Source organism: Nitratireductor sp. (assembly GCF_017794765.1).
Taxonomy (GTDB): Bacteria; Pseudomonadota; Alphaproteobacteria; order Rhizobiales; family Rhizobiaceae; genus Nitratireductor.
The window spans coordinates 1973470-1995912 of record NZ_CP051236.1 but is presented as its reverse complement, the minus strand read 5'-3'; the positions used below and the strand labels follow the sequence as shown (position 1 = coordinate 1995912).

24 protein-coding genes are annotated in these 22443 nt (G+C 59.2%); 12 read left to right on the top strand and 12 right to left on the bottom strand.

Going from position 1 to position 22443, the window contains the following annotated elements; genetic code table 11:
• Position 1: 1 nt before the first annotated feature.
• Positions 2–1396, bottom strand: coding sequence for a LysM peptidoglycan-binding domain-containing protein (locus HF949_RS09425; protein WP_366931255.1), 1395 nt, complete (start codon positions 1394–1396; stop codon positions 2–4).
• A gap of 233 nt (positions 1397–1629) precedes the next feature.
• Here HF949_RS09425 and HF949_RS09420 point away from each other — a divergent pair, with 233 nt between their 5' ends.
• Positions 1630–2241 (top strand): TIGR00730 family Rossman fold protein, encoded by a 612-nt coding sequence (locus HF949_RS09420; RefSeq protein ID WP_292893540.1) that lies wholly within the window; start codon positions 1630–1632, stop codon positions 2239–2241.
• Positions 2242–2487: 246 nt separating this feature from the next.
• On the opposite strand, the gene rarD is transcribed toward HF949_RS09420, so the two are convergent.
• The 5 genes from rarD to cysS all read right to left on the bottom strand — a co-directional run bounded on the left by rarD (position 2488) and on the right by cysS (position 8233).
• Positions 2488–3423, bottom strand: a complete 936-nt coding sequence (gene rarD, locus HF949_RS09415; protein WP_292893537.1) for an EamA family transporter RarD — start codon at positions 3421–3423, stop codon at positions 2488–2490.
• Between the two features lie 108 nt (positions 3424–3531).
• Positions 3532–5163, bottom strand: a complete 1632-nt coding sequence (gene cimA / locus HF949_RS09410; protein WP_292893533.1) for a citramalate synthase — start codon at positions 5161–5163, stop codon at positions 3532–3534.
• Entirely contained in the window at positions 5160–6113 is a 954-nt protein-coding gene (gene pip, locus HF949_RS09405; protein WP_292893530.1) for a prolyl aminopeptidase, read from the bottom strand. Before pip ends, cimA begins: the two co-directional genes overlap by 4 nt.
• Complete coding sequence (locus tag HF949_RS09400; protein ID WP_292893527.1) at positions 6106–6618, bottom strand: GFA family protein; 513 nt, start codon at positions 6616–6618, stop codon at positions 6106–6108. Before HF949_RS09400 ends, pip begins: the two co-directional genes overlap by 8 nt.
• Positions 6619–6757: 139 nt before the next feature.
• Positions 6758–8233 (bottom strand): cysteine--tRNA ligase, encoded by a 1476-nt coding sequence (gene cysS, locus HF949_RS09395; RefSeq protein ID WP_292893524.1) that lies wholly within the window; start codon positions 8231–8233, stop codon positions 6758–6760.
• Positions 8234–8668: 435 nt separating this feature from the next.
• Here cysS and HF949_RS09390 point away from each other — a divergent pair, with 435 nt between their 5' ends.
• Positions 8669–8839 (top strand): transcriptional regulator, encoded by a 171-nt coding sequence (locus HF949_RS09390; RefSeq protein ID WP_157776523.1) that lies wholly within the window; start codon positions 8669–8671, stop codon positions 8837–8839.
• A 195-nt stretch (positions 8840–9034) separates the two neighbouring features.
• Positions 9035–10318: an NAD(P)/FAD-dependent oxidoreductase gene (locus HF949_RS09385; protein ID WP_292893516.1), complete on the top strand. Its 1284-nt coding sequence runs from the start codon at positions 9035–9037 to the stop codon at positions 10316–10318.
• On the opposite strand, the gene HF949_RS09380 is transcribed toward HF949_RS09385, so the two are convergent.
• Both HF949_RS09380 and HF949_RS09375 read right to left on the bottom strand, forming a co-directional pair.
• Positions 10315–11070, bottom strand: a complete 756-nt coding sequence (locus HF949_RS09380; protein WP_292893513.1) for an SOS response-associated peptidase — start codon at positions 11068–11070, stop codon at positions 10315–10317. The genes HF949_RS09385 and HF949_RS09380 overlap by 4 nt on opposite strands.
• A gap of 24 nt (positions 11071–11094) precedes the next feature.
• The gene (locus HF949_RS09375; protein ID WP_292900101.1) at positions 11095–11622 is read right to left on the bottom strand and encodes a DUF2799 domain-containing protein; all 528 of its coding nucleotides are present in this window, start codon (positions 11620–11622) and stop codon (positions 11095–11097) included.
• A 178-nt stretch (positions 11623–11800) separates the two neighbouring features.
• On the opposite strand from HF949_RS09375, the gene HF949_RS09370 reads away from it, so the two are divergent.
• The 7 genes from HF949_RS09370 to HF949_RS09340 all read left to right on the top strand — a co-directional run bounded on the left by HF949_RS09370 (position 11801) and on the right by HF949_RS09340 (position 16615).
• Positions 11801–12208, top strand: a complete 408-nt coding sequence (locus tag HF949_RS09370; RefSeq protein ID WP_292893510.1) for an NUDIX hydrolase — start codon at positions 11801–11803, stop codon at positions 12206–12208.
• A 110-nt stretch (positions 12209–12318) separates the two neighbouring features.
• Positions 12319–12690 (top strand): TIGR02301 family protein, encoded by a 372-nt coding sequence (locus HF949_RS09365; protein WP_292893507.1) that lies wholly within the window; start codon positions 12319–12321, stop codon positions 12688–12690.
• A gap of 9 nt (positions 12691–12699) precedes the next feature.
• A complete protein-coding gene (locus HF949_RS09360; RefSeq protein ID WP_292893504.1) occupies positions 12700–13503 on the top strand; it encodes a hypothetical protein in 804 nt (267 codons plus the stop codon).
• Positions 13504–13564: 61 nt separating this feature from the next.
• Positions 13565–13981, top strand: coding sequence for a hypothetical protein (locus HF949_RS09355; protein ID WP_292893501.1), 417 nt, complete (start codon positions 13565–13567; stop codon positions 13979–13981).
• 84 nt (positions 13982–14065) lie between these two features.
• Positions 14066–14923 (top strand): CAF17-like 4Fe-4S cluster assembly/insertion protein YgfZ, encoded by an 858-nt coding sequence (ygfZ, locus tag HF949_RS09350; protein WP_292893498.1) that lies wholly within the window; start codon positions 14066–14068, stop codon positions 14921–14923.
• On the top strand, positions 14923–15543 hold the full coding sequence (locus tag HF949_RS09345; RefSeq protein ID WP_292893495.1) for an HD family hydrolase: 621 nt from the start codon (positions 14923–14925) through the stop codon (positions 15541–15543). Before ygfZ ends, HF949_RS09345 begins: the two co-directional genes overlap by 1 nt.
• Positions 15544–15796: 253 nt before the next feature.
• Positions 15797–16615 carry a mechanosensitive ion channel family protein gene (locus HF949_RS09340; RefSeq protein ID WP_292893492.1) on the top strand — a complete coding sequence of 273 codons (819 nt, stop codon included), beginning with the start codon at positions 15797–15799 and terminating at the stop codon, positions 16613–16615.
• Between the two features lie 29 nt (positions 16616–16644).
• Here the strand turns inward: HF949_RS09340 and HF949_RS09335 are convergent, their stop codons facing one another.
• Complete coding sequence (locus tag HF949_RS09335; protein ID WP_292893489.1) at positions 16645–18096, bottom strand: RimK family protein; 1452 nt, start codon at positions 18094–18096, stop codon at positions 16645–16647.
• The gene (locus tag HF949_RS09330) at positions 18093–18569 is read right to left on the bottom strand and encodes a GNAT family N-acetyltransferase (protein ID WP_292893486.1); all 477 of its coding nucleotides are present in this window, start codon (positions 18567–18569) and stop codon (positions 18093–18095) included. The genes HF949_RS09335 and HF949_RS09330 overlap by 4 nt, the downstream gene beginning before the upstream one ends.
• Before the next feature lie 223 nt (positions 18570–18792).
• Between HF949_RS09330 and HF949_RS09325 the strand changes: the two genes are divergently transcribed.
• Complete coding sequence (locus HF949_RS09325) at positions 18793–19686, top strand: mechanosensitive ion channel family protein (protein WP_404933313.1); 894 nt, start codon at positions 18793–18795, stop codon at positions 19684–19686.
• A gap of 9 nt (positions 19687–19695) precedes the next feature.
• On the opposite strand, the gene HF949_RS09320 is transcribed toward HF949_RS09325, so the two are convergent.
• Together HF949_RS09320 and HF949_RS09315 are read right to left on the bottom strand one after the other, a co-directional pair.
• Positions 19696–20487 (bottom strand): anti-sigma factor family protein, encoded by a 792-nt coding sequence (locus tag HF949_RS09320; RefSeq protein ID WP_292893481.1) that lies wholly within the window; start codon positions 20485–20487, stop codon positions 19696–19698.
• Positions 20487–21002 carry a sigma-70 family RNA polymerase sigma factor gene (locus HF949_RS09315; protein ID WP_292893478.1) on the bottom strand — a complete coding sequence of 172 codons (516 nt, stop codon included), beginning with the start codon at positions 21000–21002 and terminating at the stop codon, positions 20487–20489. Before HF949_RS09315 ends, HF949_RS09320 begins: the two co-directional genes overlap by 1 nt.
• Before the next feature lie 198 nt (positions 21003–21200).
• Between HF949_RS09315 and HF949_RS09310 the strand changes: the two genes are divergently transcribed.
• A complete protein-coding gene (locus HF949_RS09310; protein ID WP_292893475.1) occupies positions 21201–22442 on the top strand; it encodes an MFS transporter in 1242 nt (413 codons plus the stop codon).
• Position 22443 lies beyond the last annotated feature (1 nt).

Here is a 22443-nt window from a genome sequence, read left to right as displayed (position 1 = left end):
ACTAATTTGGGCTGTCCGGTTTGACCGTCCGATCCTCGATAGCATCCATATCGGCGGCTTCGCCTTCCTCCGTGCTTTCAGGCACGGCAAAAACCTGCCCCGGCCAGATGCGGTCAGGGTCTTCGATCTGGTCCTGATTGGCCAGATAGAGCGTGGTGTAGCGAATGCCGCGGCCATAGACCCGGCGGGAAATATGCCAGAGGGTGTCGCCGCGACGGATGATGACAGAGCCATCCACCGGAGCGAGCTTTGGAGCCGTGGTCTCCGGATCAGCAGACGCAGTCGCCGCTGCAGCAGTCTTCTGCTCCTGCATCGTTTTGGGCGTCTCGGTGGTCGGTAGACGGGCATCCTTGTCATCGGAAGCATCATTGCGCACGTCCGGCCCGGCATTCGGGGCAGCGACAGCCGCCACCTGCTCACCCTCCGACCTCGTGAAAGGCACGGCTGCACGGGCAATGACGCTGCGACCATCATCAGAAAGCATGTCAGCGCGCACGATATAATCACCGGTGGGCAGTTCACGGGTCGCTTCGATCAGGAAACGTCCATTGGGTGTGGTGACCGTTTCTCCCAGAAGAATCTGATTCACGTAGACACGGATCGTGCTGCCGGGTCGAGCCGCACCGGCAACGAAGACCTGGCGTCCATCAATCTCGACCGCTTCGATAAAGGGGGTTTCCGGGCTTGCCGCGGGGGGCGTAGAGGTTTGCGCGATTGTTGAAGCGGACGGCGATGGCTGCTCGGCTGCAGGCGCGGTCTCTTCCGTCGGCGGGCTCATGACCTGAGCGTTGGCTGGTGCGGGTTCGGCCTGCGGCGTTTCTACCGAGACCGCTTGCTCCTGGCCTGCTGGTGTGGCTTCGGCCTTCTCTTCCCCTTCCATCTGCGCCTTGCCCTCTTCGGGGGCTGTGGCTTCAGGCACCGTGATCAGGCGGCTGGGCGCACCCGGTTGATCGACAAGTGCAAGCACCTGTCCGGTTTCGCTGTCGGGCACTGTAACGATAGCCGTTTCAACGGATGTCGCGGCAAGGTTTTCTGGTGTCGTTGCCCGCAAAACGATCTGGTAGTCCCCTGGCTTCAGAGGCTCATCAAGCACAGCCGCGAAATCGCCTGAAGGACCGCTTATCGTGGTTCCAAGAACGGTCGCTCCATTGATGATCTCGACCCGCGCATTGGGCGCAGCCTTGCCAGCGACCACCATCGATCCATTGGGCTCGACCCGCACAACGTCGAATGTCGGCGGTTCAATCTCCTGAGCAGACTTCAGAGTTTCAGAAGCCCTGTTGTCCGTCTCAGCATCGTCTGGCCCTTCCAGGCGCGCTTCCTTTGTTCCGGGGCCGGCATCCGGCTCATTCAGCTTCGCCGGGGTCGAAGATGCGTCCGGTTCGGGAGACGGCATCGATGACAGACCTGCCGGGGAAGGTTCCCGTGTTTCGAAGGCGCCCATAACATATGCGGCCCCGAGACCCGCCACGACAGCGCCGGAGAGAAAAAGAAGCCCCTTTAAAGGTGTCAAGCCCATAAACCCACGATAGTCCCTTTGTGAAACGCTGTAACGCTTTTTCGCGTAAGCGACAAGAAAAAGCCACCACCCTCTTGACCGCGGCAGCGGCCAGGACGAGCAATGGTTACATGAGCAAAATTGAGTCGGTTTGCGTTTATTGCGGATCAAGCAATGGGCGCGATGAACGTTATTTTCAGGCTGGACTCGCGCTGGGTCGCGATCTGGCAGAGGCGCGCCTCCGGCTCGTCTATGGCGCGGGAACCAGAGGCATCATGGGTGCCGTTGCCCGGGGCACGATGGACGCCGGTGGCAAGGTAACCGGCATCATTCCAAAATTCCTGATCCGCCGAGAAGCCAACGAAGTCGATCTGGCAGAGCTAGATGAACTGATCGTCACCGACGACATGCACCAACGCAAGCACACCATGTTCGAACGCTCGGATGCATTTGTCGCGCTACCCGGTGGCATTGGTACGCTGGAAGAGATTATCGAGATCATGACCTGGGCCCAGCTTGCCCGGCATGACAAACCCATGGTTTTTGCCAACATAGGTGGCTTCTGGAATCCGCTTCTCACGCTGATCGATCACATGAAGCTGGAATGCTTTGTGCATTCCGATCACCGTGTTCGTCCCATTGTGGTGGATGAGGCCCGGGACATTGTTCCCGCAATCCTAAAAGCGGCCACTGAACGCAAATCAGCCAATGGTGAGGATCAGGCGGTCATCGACCGGCTTTAACTGTCCACAGCTTTCATGCAGCCGCGCAGGATTGTCATCGCGGTGTTATGCAAACGCCGTGCCTCTGTAACACTAGACTGCTTGGCTCTCATGGCGCGGTGCATCGCATGTGAACCCAATCCGACCGCCGGGACTGTCTGCTTTCATGTTTTCCCGGTTCCGTTTGCTCCGCGCAGCCGTCCCTGACCCGCGATGTCCGCCGCACACCCCTTCCAGACATCACGGGCGTCTTTCGCCGCCCCTCATTTAGCTTTTGGGGCGGCTATTTTTTGCGCGTCGTGCATCCCGCAGCATCGACCAGCTATAAAGTGCAAGGGCTGCCCAGATCAGGGCGAACGCCACCGCCTTGACGCCTCCGAAAGGCTCCTTGAAGACAAACACGGCGATCAGGAAGATCATGGTTGGCGCGGTGTACTGCATGATGCCGATTGTTGAATAGCGCAGAAGCTTGGCGCCCATGGCAAACAGGATGAGCGGGATGGCCGTGACCGGGCCACAACCGATCAGCAGCGCGATGTCGCCCGGGCTGGACAGCGTAAAGTGTGCCCCTCCCTTTGCACCCAGCCACATGAGATAGCCGAGGGCCGGAAGAGCGAGGATCAGCACCTCCAGGAAAAAGCCCTGGCTTGGCCCGATGGGCAAAGTCTTGCGCAGAATGCCGTAGGCTGCGAAGCTGAAGGCCAGGCTGAGGGACACCCAGGGCAGACCGCCCGCATCGGTGGTGAGGATGAGAACGGCGAGGCCGGCAAGGCAAACCGCCGCGATCTGGTAACGGTTCAGACGCTCACCGAGAAAAAGCGCCGCCATGGCGATGCTGACCAGCGGGTTGATGTAATAGCCAAGCGCCGTTTCGACGGTCCGGTCGACAGCAATCGCCCACACATAGATACCCCAGTTGCACGAGATAATCGCCGCCGTCAGCGCTGCCATGAGAAGCGTACGGGGCGAACGCAATGCCTGACGGATATCGTCGGTGCGCCCCAGAAGATAAAGGATGATGGCTGCGACCGGCAGCGACCATAGAACGCGATGGGCCACCACCTCCATCGCCGGGATATGAGAAACGAGCTTCATGTAGAGAGGAAGAAAACCCCACAATCCATAAGCGGACAACGCGAAAAAGAACCCGCGCATGGCATCGTTTCGGTCCGCGCTGAGCGGCTTTTCTGCAATCTCGGACATGTGCTTTCCACGGCAGGCCCGGCGGGCGACAGGCGTTTCTACATCCTGTCACATCGCTGCGGAGCGGCGCCATCTCATTTTATTGGTCCAGCAATTGGCGCGCCTCAATCATGCAGCGTTCTCTGCAGCCTCCACCGCCTTGTCGCGGTTCTTGACCAGCTTGTAGACGATGGAGTCCATTAACGCCTGGAACGAAGCATCAATGATGTTGTCTGAAACACCGACCGTCCACCAGCGTGCGCCCGTGCCGTCGAACGATTCGATCAGAACACGCGTGATCGCCTCGGTTCCGCCATTCAGAATGCGCACCTTGTAGTCGGCCAGCGCCAGATCCGAAATTTCGGCCTGATATTTGCCAAGGTCCTTGCGCAGAGCGATGTCGAGTGCATTGACGGGGCCGTGGCCCTCCGCGACCGACATCAGCGTCTCACCGTCCACCGTCACCCGGACGACCGCCTCCGATACGGTTTTCAGTTCGCCATTTGCATCGAAGCGACGCTCCACCATGCACCGAAAACCATCCACCTTGAAGAACTCCGGCACGCGGCCGAGGGTTCGGCGCGCCAAGAGCTCGAAGCTCGCATCCGCGCCTTCATAGGCATAGCCTTGAGCCTCACGCTCCTTCACGAGCGCGATGAGCGTATCGAGCCGCGGATCGGCCTTGTCAACGGCAATACCCCGGCGCTTGAGCTCTGCGATGAAATTCGACTTCCCGCCCTGGTCGGAGACCATGACGCGGCGCGTGTTGCCAACGCTCTCCGGCGGCACGTGCTCATAAGTTGCGGGCTCCTTCAGCACGGCAGAGGCGTGGATACCGGCCTTGGTGGCAAAGGCCGATGCGCCAACATAGGGCGCCTGCGGCTCAGGAGCGCGGTTCAATAGCTCGTCAAAGCCGTGGGACAGGCGCGCGAGATCAGCCAGCCTGTCGCCGGGAATGCCCGTCTTGAAGCGTTCCGCATAGGCGGGTTTGAGCATGAGAGTGGGCAGGATGGTCACCAGATTGGCGTTGCCACAACGTTCACCAATGCCATTGAGCGTGCCCTGGACCTGACGCACTCCAGCCTCGATGGCGGCAAGGGAATTCGCCACGGCCTGGCCCGTATCGTCATGAGCATGAATGCCCAGATGCGTGCCGGGAATGCCAGCCCCGATAACCGCACTCACGATTTCCCTGATCTCAGACGGCTGCGTGCCCCCATTGGTGTCGCACAGCACCACCCAGCGGCTGCCTGCGTCATGGGCCGCCTTCGCACAGGCCAGCGCATAGTCCGGATTGGCCTTATAGCCATCGAAAAAATGTTCGCAGTCGACCATCGTCTCCTTGCCGGCGGCAACCGACGCCTCGACCGAGGCAGTGATCGATTCCAGATTTTCCTCATTGGTGCAGCCGAGCGCGACGCGCACATGGTAATCCCAGCTCTTGGCGACAAAGCAGATCGCATCGCTCGCCGACTGAAGCAGGGCCGCAAGGCCCGGATCATTGGAGGCGGAGACACCGGCGCGCTTGGTCATGCCGAAAGCGACAAAAGCGGCATTGCCGGTGCGCTTCTTCGAAAAGAAGGCGGTATCCGTGGGGTTTGCGCCGGGATAGCCACCTTCAACATAGTCGAAGCCGAAATCGTCGAGCAGCCTTGCCACGGCGATTTTGTCCTCGACGGAAAAATCCACGCCCGGCGTCTGCTGACCATCGCGCAGCGTGGTGTCGAAAAGGTAGATGCGTTCTTTCTGTGCCATCGTCATTTGCCTGCAAACTGGTCTGTTGCCCGGATCAAGCGGTCGAGAATGCCCGGTTCTGAAAAGGCGTGCCCCGCCCCCTCAATCAAATGGAATTGCGCGTCCGGCCAGGCCTTATGCAACTGCCAGGCGTAGTGCGCCGGACACGGCATGTCGTAGCGGCCGTGAACGATAACGCCGGGGATGCCCGCGAGTTTATGCGCGTCGCGCAGAAGCTGGCCGTCTTCAAACCAGCCGCCATGGACGAAGAAGTGATTTTCGATGCGCGCGAAGGCGATGGCGAAATCCTCTTCGCCGAAATCCTCTGTGAGGCCCTGATCGGGCAACAGCGTAATGGTCTCGCCCTCCCACAAGCTCCACGCCTTTGCCGCTTCAAGCTGAACCACGCGATCGCTTGAGGTCAGGCGCTTGCGGTAGGCCGCCATCAGGTCACCGCGCTCTTCCTCCGGTATCGGAGCAATGAAACGCTCCCACTTTTCGGGGAACATCTGCGAGACGCCGAACTGGTAATACCAATCGAGTTCGGCACGGGTGAGCGTGTAGATGCCGCGCAGGATCAGTTCGGAGACGCGTTCGGGATGGGTCTCGGCATAGGCGAGCGCCAGTGTGGAGCCCCATGAGCCACCAAAGACCTGCCATTTCTCAACACCCATCAGGTTCCGCAGCCGCTCGATATCAGCAACGAGATGCCAGGTGGTATTTGCCTCGAGTTCCGCATGAGGTTTCGAACGGCCGCAACCGCGCTGGTCGAAGAGCATTACGTCGTATTTTTCCGGATTGAACGCACGTCGATGCGTCGGGGAACACCCGCCGCCCGGACCGCCATGAAGGAAGACGACTGGCTTTGCGCTACGGGTGCCCACGCGCTCCCAATAGACGGTGTGACCATCGCCCACATCCAGCATACCGCTCTCGAATGGCTCGATTTCCGGGTAGAGCGTACGTAACTCAGTCATTCTCGAAGTCTTTCCGTGCGTTTTCATGCAGCGGCCATTTGTCCGTATCGTGATCGGGATGCTGGTAGGAAACCAGGTCACGCAGAAACTCCACCGCGCCTGCGTCTTCTTCGGAGGTATAGCCCGGGAGGGCTGCGATACCGTCGGTGTAGGGTAGTTTTCCTTCCAAGCCCCACTGCACCACCGGCGCGATTTCCTCCGGGTGGTCGAAGGCGGCGATGGTGATCGCCAGCCCGTCGGGCGCCTCATAGGTAAGCGGCGTGCCGCATTGCGGGCAAAAGCCCCGCCGCACATGGCTGGACGACTGGAAGCGCCTCGGTTCGGCGCGTGTCCAGGCGAGTTTCGCGCCACGCACCGAAACCAGCGGAAGCATGATGTTGCCGCTCGCCTTCTGACACATGCGGCAATGGCAAACCGATGCCTCGCCAAGCGCGCCTTCGACATGAAAACGCACCGCCCCGCACTGGCAGCCGCCGGAATAGACAGGTTTGTTGTCGAGGCTCATCCCTGCTCTCTCCCAGGCCGACGTGTGACAGACGGCTTCGACGAACACGCTGGCGATTGGCGAAACCAGCCCCACCGTCTGGCCTCCCCTTTTGAGGAGGAGATGCCGGGCAAGACAGAGGGGGTGAACACCACCTGCCTCACCGTTTCACCTCCCATCTGGTGCGGCGTTCGCCGCTCTCCGTGTCCTTGTAGTCCATGAGCTGGACACCCTGTGCGGCAAGTTCGTCGCGGATCCGGTCGGCCTCCGAGAAGTTCTTTTGGCGCAGATGCGCAAGCCGCGCCTCGACTGCAGTCTCCACCGCACCGGTGTCGATAGACGCCTCTGACACTTTTGCCGCAAACCAATCGCTCTCACTTGCTGACAACAATCCGAGAAGAGCTGCACTTGTTTTAAGAGCCTGTCTCGCGGGGTTGCTGCCCTTCATCGCCTCGCCGCGCAACTCGTGAAGGCTGGCAATAGCAGCGGTTGTCCCCAGATCGTCGCCGAGCGCGGCGATGGTATCCGCGCAACCGATATCACCGGCTCCAATATCACCGACGGCCCGATACCAGCCGTCGAGCACCGCCTCCGCCTCTTCGAGCTTGCGCACCGAAAAGTCGATCGGCTCGCGGTAGTGCGTCATCAGCATTGCAAGACGCAAGACCTCGCCCGGCCATTTACGCCCGCCGAACTTCTCCGTTTCAAGCAACTCATGGATGGTGACGAAATTGCCCTCGGATTTGGACATCTTTCGCCCCTCCACCTGAAGGAAGCCATTGTGCATCCAGTAATGCGCCATGACATCGCGGCCATGGGCGCAGCAGGATTGCGCGATCTCGTTTTCGTGGTGCGGGAAGATCAGGTCGAGGCCGCCGCCGTGAATGTCGAACTCCTCGCCAAGATAGGCCGCCGACATGGCCGAGCACTCGATGTGCCAGCCGGGGCGGCCGCGGATGGTCATGGCCGCCCCGGCGATGGTGAAGTGTGCGTCCCATCCCGGCTCATCTGAAGAGGACTGCTTCCACAGGACAAAATCGGCCGGGTTTTTCTTGTGTGCTTCGACGGCGATGCGGGCACCGGCCTGCTGATCTTCCAGTTTGCGTTTCGAAAGCCCGCCATAGGCCTCCATGGAGGCTGTGTCGAAAAGGATTTCTCCTTTGGCTTCATAGGCATGCCCGCGATCCATGAGAGATTGAATCAGGCTTACCATATCCGTCAGCCCGTCCGAGCGGGGCAAGACAAAATCAGTGGCGCGCGGCTCGATGGTCGGTTTCAGGCAGCCGAGGGCGGCGACATCTGCATGGTATTGGTCGGCCGTTTTCTGCGTGACTTCGCGGATCGCCTCATTGAGCGGCAAGTCCGGATAGTCGCGGCGGGCACGCGCATTGATCTTGTCGTCCACGTCGGTGATGTTGCGCACATAGGTAACGTGGTCCTCGCCATAGAGGTGGCGAAGAAGACGAAACAGGACGTCGAAGACGATGGCCGGACGTGCATTGCCGATATGGGCATAGTCATAGACAGTCGGCCCGCACACATACATGCGGACATTCTTCTCATCGATGGGGACGAAGTCCTCTTTGGCCCGCGTCAGCGTGTTGTAGACCCTGAGGCCCTTGAAACCGTTCGTCATCCTCGCCTTCCGTTTTCAACCCGTCGCCATGCTCAAGCGACACGCATATTGCGGGCATGGTTCGCACCGGCCTCTGGCCTGGGCGTTTTTCTCGTCGGGAAAGAAGGGCGAAAACGTCCGGACCAGCGGTGTGGCGCTAGCCGATAATGCAAATGCCAATAATGGTGCACAGCGTTTTCATGGACTTTCTTATCGCCGCAGGCGGCAAATGCGTCAAGACTAAAAGCTGAAAGCCAAAAGGCTGGGGATCACGCTGAAACCCTGCTTCGCGGCCCGAAAGAGGTATTGCAAGCAAAATGGCAATGTGAAGGAAATGTTAAGGCTGATGCGGCAATTTTAAGAATGCGTCTTCCGACGGGGCAGTCTGTCAAGATTTTGTCGGATTTGGTCCCCATCTGCGCGGAAGGGACGACAACGCGGAACCAAGGAATAGTTATGCCCCGCGACATGAACAAGCCAGCAGAGTATACCGCCGAACAGGAAAAGCTCCTGCTAAGCCAGTATCACGCGGTTGGACCCGCAGCGATCAACGCTGCTCTGCAGTGCAAGGCCGAGAAGCCGGCACCGGCACCGAAACAATCCCCTTACGACACGCAGACCGACTGAGGTTTTGCTCTGGCGCGGCCGGAGCGGGTGACTAGGGGCAGCACGGTTTCCAGACATTGCGAGAGCGATGGCTAGGATGGTGTGCGATACATTCAATGCCGTGTCTGCATGAGATCATGCTGATTTTTCGCTTTGCTTGGCGGCGGTCAGCATGTGATCTGTCGGAACAATCTCGGTTTGCAGTGAGTCCGCTAGATGAGGAACGACCCGCTTTCCCACGGCCTGTGGGAGAAAACAGCCCCTGCCGCGCCGCAGACAACAGCCTTGACGGGCGATGTGATGACTGAGATCGCCATCGTCGGCGCTGGCTATACCGGTCTTTCCGCTGCGCTGCATCTGGCCGAAGCTGGAGCCGATGTGGTTCTGCTGGAGGCCGATGAGATCGGCTTTGGCGGCTCAGGGCGCAATGTGGGCCTCGTGAATGCCGGCATGTGGGTCATGCCCGACGACCTTCCCGGCATTCTCGGTGAAACCTATGGCGAGCGGCTGCTCAGCGTCCTTGGCGATGCACCCCGCGTCGTGTTCGATCTGGCGGCGCGACACGGCATGGACTGCGAGGCTATGCCCGTGGGCACGCTCCACTGCGCCGTTGGGGAAAGCGGTCTAAGGCAACTTGATGAGCGCGCAAGGCAATGGAAGGCGCGCGGTGCACCGGTGCGGCTTCTTGAACGCGAGGAAGCCAAAAAAAAGATCGGGAGCAACGCGTTTTCGGGCGCGTTGCTGGATGAACGAGCCGGCACGATCCAGCCGCTGGCCTATGCAAGGGGCCTCGCCCATGCGGCCGCAAACGCCGGCGCAAGGCTTCACACCAACTCCCGGGTGACGAAAGCGGAACAGAGAGGTGATAGTTGGCTGCTTGAAACTCCCAAGGGCTCGCTAACGGCCCGGCAGGTGATTGTTGCAACCAACGCCTACACCACCACGCCGTGGCCGCAGATCCGTGAGGAAATCGTCCACCTGCCCTATTTCAACTTCGCCACGCCCCCCCTGCCACCGGCCATGCGCGAGCGGATATTGCCGGAGCGGCAGGGTGCATGGGACACGAAGCAGATACTGACCTCATTCCGGTGGGATCGGGAGGGACGTCTTGTCTTCGGAAGCGTTGGTGCCCTGAAGGGTACGGGTCAGGCCGTGCATCGTGCGTGGGCCGAACGCGCCATCGCCCGGCTGTTTCCGGAACTGAAAGGCACCCGGTTTGAGCATTGCTGGTACGGGCATATCGGTATGACCTCAGACCACCTGCCGAAGTTCCATCGCCTCGGCGACAAAGTTGTCGGCTTCTCCGGATATAACGGTCGCGGCATCGGCCCGGGTACCGTGTTCGGCAAAGCTCTGGCCGAGCTGATGCTGGGGCGCATTTCAGAGGAAGAGCTTCCCCTGCCCGTCAGCGATGTGTCGCGCCAATCGTTCCAGGGGCTGCGGGAAGGCGTCTACCGTTTCGGCGCCGAAGCCGTCCATCTCATGCGGACCATCGCTTAAAAAAGGTCGAGCTGGTCGGTGTCGTTCGCGGATTTCGTGCCAGAAGCCTTTTCGTCATGACGCTCGACCCGCTCCTGAAGGCCCGGGCCGGCATTTGCCACCTTGTTGACCCGGTCCGATACAGGCACTGCCTCGAAAAATCCGGGATCGGCCGGTTTCAGGAGATCGGCCACGTGACGCGGTTCCTGATTGAGGCAGTCCAGCCAGCGGTCGAAGTCCTCGGGCCTGATAATCACAGGCATGCGATGATGGATGCCACGTAAATCCTCATTCGCTTCCGTCGTCAGGATGGCGCCTGTATCGATCTCGGTCCCCCCGGGATCGGACCAGCTTTCCATCAACCCGGCGAAGGCGATCAGCCCGCCATCGCGAGGCCGGACCCAATATGGCTCCGCCCGCTTTGAGCCGACGCGACGCCATTCGTAGAATCCATTGGCTGGAACCAATGTCCGGCGGTGGCGCATGGCGGTGCGGAACGATGCCTTTTCCGCCGCCGTTTCAGAGCGGGCATTGAATAGCAGGGAGAAGTCGTCCGGATTCTTGGCCCAGGAGGGAATGAGCCCCCAGCGAACGAGCACGCTTTGCCGTGAAGGCAGGTTGGCTCCGGCCCCCCGGGAAGGACCTGACAGGGCCATTAGAACAGGCTGCGTCGGAGCGATGTTGTAGCGCGGGGGGAACGGTTCGAAATCTGTCACGGCAAGCAGCGACTGCACCGCATCGGGTGTATCGGTGAGAGCGAAGCGACCACACATAAGCGAATATCCCCCGCCAGACCGCTAGTAGCGGCGCGCTGCCTCCTCATAGAGGTAGCGATCGTACAGGCGTTCGGCATCACGCACACGCCCCTCAGCAAAGAACAGATCCGATTCCTTCAGTGAAATCCGATTGCGCACCTTGCTACGGTCCTCGCCCTTGGCGGCATCTTCCAGATCGTCGTAAAGCTGTTCGAGTTCGCGCTTCAAGCGATCATACTCTGACCGGGCATCATGAACACGCTTGCCGACGCGGTAAGCGCTCTCGAAGCCTGGCGCAACATCCGCCGGGCAGGAATTGGCGTAACCGCTGCCGTCACGCCCGACGCTCAAACCGTTCTCGGGTGTGCAATAGCGACGGATACCGTCCTCCCAGCCAGCGCGCCAGGCAGTTTCGTCGACAGGCAAGCTGTACTTCTGACAGGCTTCGCGGTGACGCTGTACATAAGAAGGGCTCCGGCCAGCCGCGCCATCATTACGTCCGAGCTCGCTCCAGTTTACCGTTTCGCACTCGCTCTCATTCAGCGTTGCACATGCCGACAAAGACAACATGCACGCCAGACCTGCAACCAGCCATGTGCTCTGCTCCATCCGCACGATTGCCTCCCGCCAATTCACCGGCCATAACTCTGGGCCATAACTCTGGGCCATAACTCTGGGCCATAACTTTCTGGCCACAACTCAGGCCGGACTTTTGGTGATCGAGTGGCAGTATGCAAGGGCTCTGCTTATGAAATCGGAGGAAATCCTCGCCGTTTCTGCGGCCGTCGTTCAGGAAGGCCGCGTTCTACTGGTGCGCCGTGGCCGCGCACCCGCGCGAGATCTGTATGCGTTTCCCGGCGGTCGGGTGGAGACCGGGGAAACACTGGAACAGGCAATCGCACGCGAGCTACTGGAAGAGACGGGACTGGTAATGAAGACGGCGAACCCCTATCGCGAAGTTGTGTTGCGTGACGACGACGATCAGCAAATCTTTCGATTGACCGTTTTTCGCGCCACGGTCGCGTGCGGCCCCGTTATGGCGGGCGACGATGCGAGCGAGGCTGGTTGGTATTCCTACGAAGAAGTCGCTACCATGTCACTAACCGACAGCACGCGAACGATTGTTGAAGAATTGCGACACTTTCCTGGCAGATGAATCTGCCGGGTGCCCTGCCCTCAATCTTGCCACTTTCGTGAATGTTTTGTGGTGCTCTTCCCGCAATCGCGGGCGTTTGACAGGCAGCGCCTGCTGGGAGACAACACGGCATGCGTAGTGGTTCAGTATTTTCCGGACTTATGGCGGCTCTTCTCATAGCCGCGCCTGCAACGCAGGCCAACGAGACCAGCTATGAAGCCCCTCTTCTGCGATTGGCAGAAGTGCTCGGTTCGATTCACTATCTGCGCAATCTGTGTGGGGAAGAATCTGAGACGTGGCGCGGGAAAATGGAAGAGCTTCTGGAAACAGAAGCGCCATCACCAGCACGGCGCGAAAAGTTGATTGCGAGTTTCAACCGTGGTTACAGATCCTTCGCAGGGACTTATGAAAACTGCACGGACCAGGCACTGTCAGCAATCGATCACTATATGAGCGAAGGCACGCGCATCTCCACGGAAATCGTGCAGCGCTACGGAAACTGAGACGTGACAATGACCTGGAATCTGGTGAACGTCCTAAACCCTGCAAGCCTGCGAGTTCGCAGGCGTTGGCGATACATCCTTCTAGCCGGTCTGGCAGCCTTTGGCTTGAACGCAACGTCAGGCCTCTCTGCATACGCTCTCAGTGAGCTTCAGCAGGCTGAACCGATAGAAGAAGATCAGGCCGGATCCGACAGTGTTGAGCGCGTGCCGCTGCCGCCGCCGATCAGCTTCCCCAAGAATGACACGTCCTCTCCGGAGGGTTCTGAGCCCACAGAGGGCACCTCGCCAATTGGGGACACGCCGCTGCGCGACGTCGTGCGCCCGGACACCCAGATTGGGAAGGAGCTGCCGGAGGTCCATTACGATCTGGAAGAGTTGCCAGAACCTGTCCGGCGTATGCACGGCCTGATCGTCGAAGCGGCGAAAAGCGGCGATATCGAAAATCTGCGGCCGCTGATCGGTAACGGCGACAGTGCGACACGCCTCTCGCTCGGTGGACTGGATGGGGATCCGCTTGAGTTTCTCGTCGAGCTATCCGGGGATGAAGAAGGCCAGGAGGTTTTGGCCATACTTCTGGAGGTGCTACTCGCCGGCTATGTGCATCTCGACGCAGGCACACCCCAGGAGATGTATGTCTGGCCATACTTTTTCGCCATCCCGCTCGAATCCCTCGACAAGAGGCAGAGGGTTGAACTGTTCACACTGGTGACCGCCGGCGATTATGAAGACATGAAGAGCTTTGGCGCCTACATCTTCTACCGGGTTGGCATCACGCCGGAGGGCCACTGGGCGTTTTTCGTCGCCGGGGACTGAGTTCATTCTTGCAATCCTGAGCGCTGCCCCCATATCCGCTGAAGCTTCAGGGAGGTTTGCGATGGAGGGGATAGCGCATTCGCAGAGCGGCATTGTGGCATCGCCTCAGAGCCGAGGGAGGCGTGGACGTCTTGTCCGACGTGTCATCCTCTTTCAGGTCAAGCTCATGGCTGACGGCATGCGCGATGTGGTGATGAGTCCGCTTTCGATAGCTGCCGGCCTTTTGGGACTTGTTTCGCGCAATGGCAGCGCCGAGCTCTACCTCGACCGTCTTATGCGGTTTGGCCGCGAGACGGATCACTGGATCAATCTGTTCGATCACCGAAGCGCACCGAACGATACCCCTTCCCTGGATAGAATTGCAGAACAGATTGAAGAGGCGCTTCGTCATGACTATGAAAACGGCGGCCTGAGCGCCAGAAGTGCGAGGGCGCTCGCAGAAGCAGCAGCCCGCCTGAGGGAAAAGGCTGCGCGTTGATCCCGTCCAACATTCGCGGGTTGTCGTCGGGGGCAAAGCATCCTAGCTAGAAGCGGACGACCTCCTCATCTTGCCGGACCAGCCATGCCGATCTGCCATCTCGACGAACGTGCCCTCATTCATCTGCAGGGACCCGAGGCTGAACATTTCCTCCAGAATGTGATCACAACGGACCTTTCGGCGCTCCAGAACGGCGAATGCCGCCCGGGCGCCCTGCTCATGCCGCAGGGCAAGATCCTGTTCGATTTCCTTATCTCCCGCGCCGGCAGCGACGTGTTACGCATTGAATGCCGGGCGGATGTCGCTGCAGACCTGGTGAAGCGGCTGACACTCTACAGGCTTCGCGCAAAGGTCGATATTTCCGATATAAAACAAAGAGCTATCGCTGTATCATGGGAAACTGATTCCAGTCCTTCAGAAAGTGAATCAACTCCGATCGACGGACGTTTTGACAAAAACCTGAACGTTCGGCGCCACTATGGCGACACGCCTGATGCAGACAGCCACAAGATGCGCTGGGATGAACTGAGAATTGCCCATGCCGTTGCTGAAAGCGGCCGCGACTTCGCTTTGGGTGACGCCTTTCCACACGATGTGCTGTACGACCAGAATGGCGGTGTCGGGCTGAAGAAGGGCTGCTATGTCGGACAGGAAGTGGTGTCGCGGATGCACCATCGGGGTACAGCCCGCCGGCGGCTACTGACCGCAAGCGGTGCCGCGGATCTGCCTCCGCCAGGCACCGATTTGCGCGCCGACGGAAAAATCGTCGGCACCCTCGGCACCGTTGCCGGCTCCAAGGCTTTGGCTATCGTGCGGATCGATAAAGTCAAGGAGGCCATGGATGCCTCGATTCCAGTTCTGGCGGACCAGACCGCCGTGACGTTCGCTATACCGCAATGGGCGAGTTTCACCTTTCCCGTGAGTTCGGACGAGGCGGGTTGATGCCGGCGTCGCCCAAAGCCGCTCCTCCGCGCGCATGGCAACGGATGCTTTCCGGTCGCCGCCTCGATCTTCTCGACCCGTCACCGCTCGACATCGAGATCAGCGACATTGCACATGGCCTTGCACGCGTTGCCCGGTGGAACGGGCAGACCGAGGGTGACCACGCCTATTCTGTCGCCCAACACTCCCTTCTGGTGGAGGACATCTTCCGTCGGACAACGCCTGACGTCACACCCGAGTGCTCGATGGCGGCGCTGCTGCATGACGCTCCAGAATATGTGATCGGAGATATGATATCCCCCTTCAAGGCTACGCTGGGCGATGATTACAAGTCGGTCGAAAAACGGCTGCAGCGCGCCATCCACCTGCGTTTCACCCTGGCTCCAGATCTGCCGCAAAAGCTTAAGAAAGCGATAAAGCGCGCTGACCAGATCGCGGCATTTTATGAGGCGACGCAACTGGCAGGCTTTGGTGTCACGGAAGCCGCCAAACTTTTCGGCCGCCCACGCGGAATGTCACCGGAGGAGTTGCGGATTCAACCTCATCCCCCCAAACTGGCGCAGACAAAGTTTCTCGACCGCTTTAAAATGATAGAAGAGGCGAGAGGAGAAAAAATTTAACGTATTTGTAGTTTGTTTTTCGTATTTTAATTTAAATATTTTCCCTCATGAAATATATCTCAACGCAGTAAAATTATATTATATATATACTTTTGTAACTCAATTTTCTTTGCTAAACGCATCATTCAAACTGACGCAGTTTAACGCTTCTGATCTTCCAGATAGATCTTCTGTGCAGATGAGAACGTCGACGGGGCGGTGCTTCGGTTTCTCGAAATGGAAACCCTGAACACGCCACGGAGATGTTCGGAACATGGAAAAGCAAGCTGAACACCTTATCCACACCGCGGATGCGACGCTCGATTACATCACTGATTTCGCGCTGACTTACGGGCCCACCTTACTCGGGGCCTGCGCCCTCTTGGTGATCGGCATTATCGCCGCCAAAATGCTGGAGCGCTGGGTGCGCAACACACTCAGCAAGATCTTCTCTTTCGACGCGACTTTAACGTCATTTCTTTCTGTTCTTGCCAAATACACCGTTATGGCCCTTTCCAGCGTCGCGGCGCTGACCCAGCTTGGTGTTCCAACCGCCAGCATCATTGCCGCGCTTGGCGCTATCGGTCTCGCGGTCGGGCTCGCCCTTCAGGGAACACTTCAGAATATCGCGGCCGGCGTGATGCTTCTGATTTTGCGCCCCTTCGAGGTGGACGAGCATGTATTTGCGAACGGAATATCCGGGACCGTCAGCACGCTGGGGCTTTTTGCAACGGAATTGAATACCGACGACGGGCTGATCGTGTTCGCTCCCAACAGCACGCTTTGGAATGCGGCCATCATCAACCATTCCCGAAACAAGGCTCGCAGGCTGGAACTTCAGATTGACGTTGGCGACGGCCTAAGCCCCGAGCAGGTGCAAACAGGGCTTTTGAAAATCCTCGCTGCAGAAAAGAGCGTTTTGAAGAAGCCCGATGCCGAGACACTCTTTTCGGCTATCGATGGCGGGACCTCGCAATTGACACTTCGGTTCTGGACCAGAAGCGAGGGCTGGCAGAAATCTCGCTCAGCGCTAACCGAAGCCATCAACAAGACCCTTGGAAAGAAAGGAGTGAGTGTCTCGATCCCTGATTGAGATACCCGAAGGACGCCGAAACGAGAGCTCTACCTTTCCAGCCGGTCGATGAACCACTGTGTAAGGCTTGTCCAGACGGCGTCCTTCTCCCCAGCGTCTTCGCACCCATGGTCGAGATTGGGGTTGTCGTTGACCTCAATGACATAAACCCCTTCCGGCGTGGCCTTAAGATCGACACCGTAGAGGCCATTGCCGATGCAGCGTGCCGCGCGAACCGCGATCTCGAGCACGTCTGAGGGAGTGTCGGCCAAGGTGAAAGAGCGGAAACCTCCTTCATCCGGACGCCCCTGCCGTTCGTGGTTGACGATCTGCCAGTGTTTTTTGGCCATCAGGTACTGCACGGAAAAGAGAGGCCTCCCATCGAGTACGCCGATACGCCAGTCGAAGGACGTGGGCAGAAATTTCTGCGCGATCAGAAGATCGGAGTCCTCAAGCCACGTCGTCGCCAGAGCCTTGAGCTCCGTCATGTTCGCTGCTTTCTTCACACCGCGTGAAAAAGAGCTGTCCGGCGTCTTGAGAACCAGAGGGAAGCCTAGAAGATCGGCGGCGCGTTCGAGGTCGGCGGTGCCGGCGATCATCATTGTCGGCGGAACGGGCACCCGGTGCGTCGCCATCAATTCGTTGAGATAAACCTTGTTCGTGCAGCGGATCATCGACAGGGGGTCGTCGATAACCGGCATCCCCTCCTGCTGGGCACGCCTTGCGAACCTGTATGTGTGGTTGGAAATCGATGTCGTCTCGCGGATGAACAGGGCATCGAAGTTTGCCAGGCGCGGCAGATCCCTTTTGGTGATCGGCTCTACTTCAACTCCCATCCTTGCGGCTATGCGCGACCAATGCCTGAGCGAGGCCACGCTTGACGGTGGCAGTTCCTCTCTCGGGTCGATGAGAGTGGCGAACCCATAGCGAGCCGGTACGCGGGTGCGGCTGTCGCGCCATTGCCGGCTCGTGTAGGTGTGAAGCGATGCCGTGAAGCGTTCCTTCTCGTCCGCGTTCATTCTCGAAAGGGAACGAAACCCGATGCGCGTGATAGTGGCCCATTCGCCGTCCTTGATGACGACTTCCAGCGCGGGCGCGCGAAACCAGTCGAAAAGAAGCTTGGCGAAGCGTTCCCAGGCTTTTTCGGGCCCTATGCCGAAAAAGATGCTGACGCTTGAGGGAAAGCTTCCCCCCAATTCACCGCGGCAGCGATTCAGGGCCTGTTCCAGTTCCGGAAGGGCATTCTCGTAGAGCTTGCGCGCGGAGAGGTCGATCATGGTCTCGACCGAGGGGATCACGCGATGGCCACGGGAACTGGCAAGCAGCGAAGCATAGTAGCCGCGGCTTTGATAAGCATAGCTGGATGAGAGATTGATAACCTTGGGGCGCTGCCCGCGGAACAACGCCGGGTGGGCCAGATAGTCGCGATTGGTAATGATCTTGTAGGGTGTGGCAGTCTCGTCGAGATCGCCTTTTTTGCCAGTCAGGATGACCCAACTCATTTGGGGCCGTTCTCCATGTTCAATGCGCAGAGCGATTTCTGATAGCGCAATGCACTCATACCGTCATGATAGTAATTCTCATACTGGGCGAAGCTACGATATCCCGTCTTTTCATAAAGCCGGATGGCCGGTTTGTTGTCTGACCTCACTTCAAGCCGCATCGTATGGAACCCTCGCCGGTACGCCGCGTTCTCGACATAATGCAACAACAACGCAGCCACCCCTTTTCCGGTTTCCTCCGGGGCCACGGCTATAGAATAAAGCCGCGCGACACCACTCCTCCGGCGGGTCAGGGCCAGCGCATAGCCGAGAATCACCCCTCGCTCCCCGGCCGCGCCTACAATGGCCGTCCTGGAACCAATCAGACGCCGAAGAGAGCGCCTCGAGAGCTTGTCGCCCGAAAAGGCTGCGTTCTCAATTGCAACCAGAGTGTCGAGATCGGCAAAACCGGCGGGACGAACGTCAATCGGCATGCAAGGCTCCGGGCGAGATGCGCACGATCACAAGCGCAGCAGAGAGATGCCGGCACCCCGATTTGCAGCACCAGGCCGGGATTGCTAGACACTCGAAACCAATCGGGCAGTTGCGACCGGTCGCCTGCCCTGCCAATCCCTCGCGCTTCAAGCGCGGCAAATGGGTTGGAACCGTCCCCTGAAGGCCGGCAACGACAAACACGGAACGGAGACATTCCCCAACATGGAAATGCAAACTGAGAACCTCATGACAGCTGCCCAGGCAGCTTTGGCCCAGGTCAGCGAATTTGCCGTATCTTACGCCTTCTCGATTCTCGGCGCCATCATTCTCATCATCGCCGGCTTTATTGTCGCGGGGATGGTGGAAAACTGGGTGCGGAGCGCGCTCGATCGCTTTCCCTCTTTCGATGTCACGCTTACCAGTTTTCTTTCAAAGATTGCACGCTACGCGGTGCTGGTTCTGGTGGGCGTCACCGTTCTGGCGCAGTTCGGCGTTCAGACCGCAAGCATTATCGCCGCTCTCGGCGCAGCTGGTCTGGCGATCGGCCTCGCCCTTCAAGGCACGCTGCAGAACGTCGCCGCCGGCATCATGCTCCTCGTTCTGAAGCCTTTCCGCGTGGGTGAATACGTGGAGGCAAGCGGCATCTCGGGGACTATCCAGACCATTGGTCTGTTTGCGACTGAGATGAAGACCGTTGATGGCCTGTACATTCTCGCGCCGAACAGTTCTCTGTGGAACACGTCCGTCACCAATTACTCTCGCAATCCGCGACGCCGCAACGACCTTGTGATCGGCATCGGTTACGATGACGATATCGACCTGGCACAGAAAACGATGCTCGAACTGGCCACGGCCGACGACCGCATTCTGAGCGATCAGGAGCCAGCCACTTTTGTGTCAGAGCTTGGAGACAGTGCCGTGAACATCACGCTGCGCTACTGGACCACGACGTCCGACTGGTGGCAGACCCGCCTCGATTTGACCAAGGCAGCCAAGAAGGCATTTGACGAAAAGGGCATTTCGATCCCCTTCCCGCAGCGGGACGTCCACTACCTTCCACTGCAGACCGAGACGCAAAACGCGTCGGGTTCGAAGAAAGGTACGACCAAGAGCTGACTGCAGTCCTCACCTACCGGCAAGCAATTGCCGGTAGGTGACGTTCGCAAGTTGCAGGAGACGCTTCTCGTCGATTGAGCCCGCCACGGTGTATGCAAACCCTTTTTCCTGCCAATAGAACGCGCGTCCGCCCTCGTCTTCGAAGAGCCTAAAGCCCGTATCCTCGCCCTTTACGCAATGGGCTACATAGAGTGAAATACGCTCACCAGCCTCATCTTCATACATCAACTGAGCGGCGGCCTTCCCCCCCGATGGCAGCAGCCGACCGCCCATGAGATCAAAGCCTTCGGCCTGCAGGTCGGGGGCGATGAGCTCGGTGCCGACCCTGTTGGAAAGCCAGCCGACCAGATGGCTGCGCTCGCTGGCGCCGACCTCGACGACATGCAGTTTTTCTGCCGCATAAACCTGGTGAGCGGCGACTGCCTCGCCGACCACATCCAACGCAGCAAGTGTCTCGCCGGTGACGAATTGTTGCCGCCCTACCCAGAAGCCGCCTGCTGCGCCAGCCACTATGCAGACAACAGCAGCAGCAACGAGGCGGCGAAGCGTCATGTGCCGAGCGCCTTTCGTCGCACGATCAACGGTTACCATATTGCCCTGCAGGCGGTGCGGCACGTCTTCGCTACTCAACTTCGCCAGTGCTTCGCGCAGGACCGCCCGATCAGACACGTAGCGTGCGCTTAAAGCTCGCATATCGGCCCTGGTTTCCAGCCAGGCCTCGTACGCCGGCAGATCCTCCCGAGGCAGTTCGCCATCGAGTGCAAGATGAATATCCCTCTCATCAAAGCTGCGACCTGTCATCACTGCACCGCCTTGAGAATGCGCCGACGCCGCGCGAGATCGAGTACTTCGCGCAGATCCTGTCGTCCGCGCGCCACACGCGACATGAGTGTTCCTGTGGGGATGTCCAAGACGTCAGCAGCCTCGGCGTAACTCATCCCCTCCACCCCGACCAAAAGTATCGCTGCGCGGCGGTCGGGACTGACCTCCTGCAATGCGTCGAGAACGTCATGAAGATCGAGAACGCCATTCTGTTCCGGTGTGCTGGCCGACGCCGGGATATCGGCGATTGAAGCCGAGGCGAGTTCGTTCCTGCGCTTGCGCGCCCGCAGACCATCAACAAAGAGGTTGTGCATCAGGGTGAACAACCATCGCCGGGGCGATGTGCCCGTCTGCCAGTTTTCAAGCCGTGAGAACGCCCGTTCCAGGCAATCCTGCACGAGATCATCAGCCGCTTCCGCATCGCGCAGCAGTGCTCGCGCGTAGCGTCGAAGCGCCGGAATCTCGCGTACAATCGCTTCCCTCTTGCCGTCCATGCACCCGCCCGCCTTTCACGGGACACTGTTCCTGTCCGATCAACGGCTGCCTAAAGGCATTTATTCCCGGCCGCCGCCCCAATCATAAGAAAAACTGATCGAAGATGCACAATTTGTCGTTATCTCTGAAATGCCGCATCGGCTACTCTCATGGGCGGATTTCCAAATCGAGGCGCCAAAAAAGCGCATGAAGGCGACATGATACAGCAAAGCCCGGCCCGTGCGGCCACCCCCGTTTCGTTTCCCTGGGCGGTCGTCATCTGCGGTTGCCTGATTGCAGCCCTTAATTTCGGGCCACGCTCCGCGATGGGTTTTTTCCAGTTGCCGCTGCTGGCCGAGACAGGCTGGGACCGCACCACTTTCGGGCTTGCGATGGCGATCCAAAACCTCCTCTGGGGTATCGGGCAGCCTATTTTTGGCGCTGTGGCAGATCGGTTCGGCACCTGGCGCGTACTTGCCCTTTCGGCAGTGCTTTACGCTCTTGGACTGCTAATGATGTCCATGCCCACCCACGAAGCCATGCTGCATATCGGCGGCGGTGTGCTTGTCGGCCTGGGCGTGGCCGGCGGTTCCTTCGGTATCATTCTTGCTGCATTCGCCCGTAGCGTTCCTGCCGAGAAGCGCAGCCTGATCTTTGGTCTCGCGACTGCTTCGGGCTCTGCGGGCATGTTTATTTTTGCTCCTATAAGCCAGGGCCTGATAGACGCGTTCGGCTGGTCCGACACACTGGTCTACATGAGCGTAGCGATGTTGATCGTTCCGCTTTTGGCAATTCCTCTGGTCGGCAATGCCGCGACAGCGCGCAACAGTGTTGAGACCTTCAAGCAGACCATCGGCGAAGCGCTGCGGGAGGCTTTCGCGCATCGCAGCTTCGTGCTGCTGGTCTCGGGCTTTTTCGTCTGCGGCTTTCAGGTCGCGTTCATCACCGCGCATTTCCCCGCCTATATCGGCGATATAGGCATCGATGCACGCTATGCGGTCGTGGCGCTGGCCCTGATCGGCTTCTTCAACATTATCGGTTCACTCGCTTCGGGCTATATCGGCCAGCACTATTCCAAGCCCGGTTTTCTGGCCCTGATCTACATCGCGCGATCAATCGCCGTGACGGCGTTTCTACTGCTCCCGCAAACGCCCACAAGCGTGATCATCTTCGCCATAGTCATGGGACTCTTGTGGCTGTCCACGGTGCCGCCGACCAATTCGCTGGTGGCGATCATGTTCGGGACGGGCCATCTGGGGCTTCTGGGCGGGGTCGTGTTCTTTTCACACCAGGTCGGCTCATTCCTGGGCGTTTGGCTGGGCGGCTATCTCTACGACCTGTTTGGAAGCTACGACCCGGTCTGGTGGCTGGGAGTGTTGCTTGGTCTGTTTGCTGCTTTGGTACACTGGCCAATCAAGGAAGCCGCGGTAACGCGTCCTTCCCTTGCCCCTGCCGAGTAGC